This is a genomic window from Oscillibacter sp. KLE 1745 (genome assembly GCF_000469445.2).
GTDB classification, from domain to species: Bacteria; Bacillota; Clostridia; order Oscillospirales; family Oscillospiraceae; genus Oscillibacter; species Oscillibacter welbionis.
In genome coordinates, this window is the sequence record NZ_KI271670.1 from 1 (window position 1) to 2,852 (window position 2,852).

At 50.2% G+C, this 2,852-nt stretch carries 2 protein-coding genes; one reads left to right on the forward strand and one right to left on the reverse strand.

All coding sequences use genetic code 11. The annotated features are described in order from the left end of the window. On the reverse strand, positions 1-816 hold an 816-nt coding region (locus HMPREF1546_RS01615; RefSeq protein ID WP_021751619.1), incomplete at its 3' end, for a hypothetical protein. A gap of 451 nt (positions 817-1,267) precedes the next feature. On the opposite strand from HMPREF1546_RS01615, the gene HMPREF1546_RS01620 reads away from it, so the two are divergent. After that, positions 1,268-2,515, forward strand: coding sequence for a plasmid recombination protein (locus HMPREF1546_RS01620; protein ID WP_021751621.1), 1,248 nt, complete (start codon positions 1,268-1,270; stop codon positions 2,513-2,515). The last annotated feature ends 337 nt before the right edge of the window (positions 2,516-2,852 follow it).

Consider the following 2,852-nt stretch of genomic DNA (forward strand, 5'->3'; position numbering starts at 1 on the left):
TTCATCATGTCCGTCGCCAAGGAGTTTACGACCGATAGAAATACCGATGTCAAAACCGCTGGAAATCGAGTAATTGAGGGTTGCAATTCCCTGTTGGTGGCTTACACGAGAGATAGTTTCAAGGTGAGAGCTGGACTGCCGACTGAGAACAAAAATGCTGTATCCCTCGCTGGCGTAGAAATAATTGTCCTGGAGGGCGGCGTTATAAGAGTACCCGCTGCCATAAGAGGTCATGCCACTTTCGGGTTTTTGATAAGTGGGAGATTGCCAGTATGAAGGTCCGGTTCCATTGATATGGCTGTACTTTATATTTGCGGATTTTCCGGTGATTTGCCAGTTATTCCATGCAGTGATGAGAATATCGGTCATTTTGAACGCCGGAACGCCTACCCATTCAAATTCACTTGTAACTCGACCGGTTGTTCCGGTGTAGTTGTCGATTGTGGAAGTAGTCACACATTCCGCAGACAAAGCAACTTTTTCATTTACGGTAGCGGAGTCCGGGTCGTAGTTTCTGATACCACGAATCTGATCGACGGTATAACCGGCGGTTTGCAGACTGTTATCGGAGAGAGTATTTAGTAAAGCAATGTGATCATCAAAGATTTGGTCAGTGTTGCGGATTGTTTCGATTTCCGAAGGTGTATAGCCTTCGGCGGCCAGAGTAGCATTGGAAATCTTTTGGAGTTCGAGCATGGATTGATATTCGTTGGTTACAGTTTCGGTAGGAGCTACGGTTATATCTGCTGCAAAAGCAGGAATAGAAAGCGCAAAAATCATCGCAAAGGAGAGAATTGCGGATAAAAACTTTTTCATGGTAAAACCTCCTTTAATTTTGGGTTTGAAAATTGCAGTTGCTCAATTTCCTGGCCCATTGGAATCACCTCTTTCTTCGACATATTGATGTATAAATTATACCAAAAATTTCGAATGATTTCAATAATAAACTATGAATTGTGACGATATTCGTTTTATTCTTCTATTCACAGTTTTTTGAGAATAGAAGGAGGGGAGCCGTCCGCAGACGGCAGGGGCAGCGCCCCTCCGGAGCTGGCAAAGCAGCAGGCACAAGCCGGCAGTGATGCAGCTCCGGCAACCCCTCCCCCTTTAGGGGCGCAAAGCACTTTCATACCGCTGCACCGATGGGGCGGCGGTGTGAAAGTGCTTTTGCGTTACTTTCTCACCAGAAAGTAACAAAGAGGTTGTTTTCAGCGGAAATTTGTGATAAAATAGAGGACGGAATAACAAGCGGAAAGGGGGCGATTTTATGGGAGTTACGATTTCGGGCATGACAGGTGCAGGGAGCATCCGGCACAATAACCGCAGCTTCTCTGCGGCGAATGTAGACCGGAGCCGGACGGAGCAGAATATCACTTTTTGCAACGAGGATCTGAAGCAGGTCTACCACATGGTTTTTGATGAAGCTCTCGCAGCCTACAACGCAAAGAAAACCAAAACAAGAGATAAGATACCGGACTACTACGAGCATATCCGGCAGAGCAAACAGGAAAAGCTGTTCCATGAAGCGATCTTCCAGATCGGCAACATGAGCGACTGCGGATGCGGTACGCCGGACGGAGAACGGGCGGCGGCAGCTCTGAAAGATTTTGCGGAGTCCTTTGCAGAACGCAACCCCCATCTGCGGGTGTTCAATATGGTGCTGCACATGGACGAGGCAACGCCCCATCTCCATGTCGATTTTATCCCAGTGGCAACGGAGCAGTCAAGAGGACTTTCGACGCGGGTATCTATGAAACAGGCGTTGAAGCAGCAGGGGTTTGTCGGTGTCGGCAAAAAGCAGACTGAATGGGCGGCGTGGATGGAGCGTGAGAAAGAAGCTCTGACGGAGATCGCCCAGAGGCACGATTTTGAAATTATCTCACTCGGCACGAACAGACCGCACATGGATTTGCCGCAGTTCAGAGAAGCGGCGGCGAGGCTGGAGGTGGTGCAGCAGCAGACGGCGGCAGCCGAGCAGGAGATTGTCGAGCTGGAACGGCAGCGGGACGCTCTGAAAGGCACTGTGCGGCTCTTAAAGGAGGCGGACAGTGTAAATGTATCTCTGTCCGACATACAGCCCGAAAAAACGCTCACAGGGGCTGTAAAGGGCGTGACGGTGGATCAGGTCGAGCAGCTAAAGAAGATGGCTCTGCGCAGCGTGACGGATCGGCATAAGGTCAAGGAGCTGACGGAAGAAAATACCCGTCTGCGGTCGCAAGTTCCGTCTATGAAAAAGCGGATGGAAGAAGCGCAGCGGCAGCAGCGGCTTGAACAGGAAAACCGGAGGCTGCGGGAGGAAAACAGCTATCTGCAATACGAGCTGGAAGAAGAACGCAGCTTTAGCGAGCGTCTGACAGACGGCATCGGGCGATTGCTGGACTACTTGGAAGAACGCTTGCCGGAGCGTCTGCTCCCGTTGCTTGAAAAGGCGAGGGAGCTGCTTCCCAATCCGGAGATCGGACGGCAGCAGGAGCAACAGCAGCACCAGCGAGGCATGGGCGGCATGGAGCTGTGATAGGGAAAAATGTATTGATAATATAAGCGCAGCAAGAAGCCTGTCCGGAGGGCTTGCAAATCTCTTTCGGACAGGCTATAATAACAGCTGAAAAGTGAAAATAAACTCTTTGATAATCTAAGCCCCCTGTAAGGGTATTTCCCCAAAATATTTTTCCCTCTGGAAAGGGAGAAAGTCGGAGGGGAAAAAGGAGGTGAGCGGAGGGGTGTTGGAAGTGTGGAAAACCCCGTAGGGGTTTTCCAAGTCCCTGTGGTAAACCCATCGGGTTTTCCATAGGGACGGCACTTTCAATGCCCCGTAGCGAGGGGGAAAAGGGGGAGGTGACTTTCTCTTTAAG

Bases quoted from the DNA above. Each gene is read 5' to 3' on its own strand.
- HMPREF1546_RS01620 (WP_021751621.1), top strand. From the start codon at position 1,268: ATGGGAGTTACGATTTCGGGCATGACAGGTGCAGGGAGCATCCGGCAC.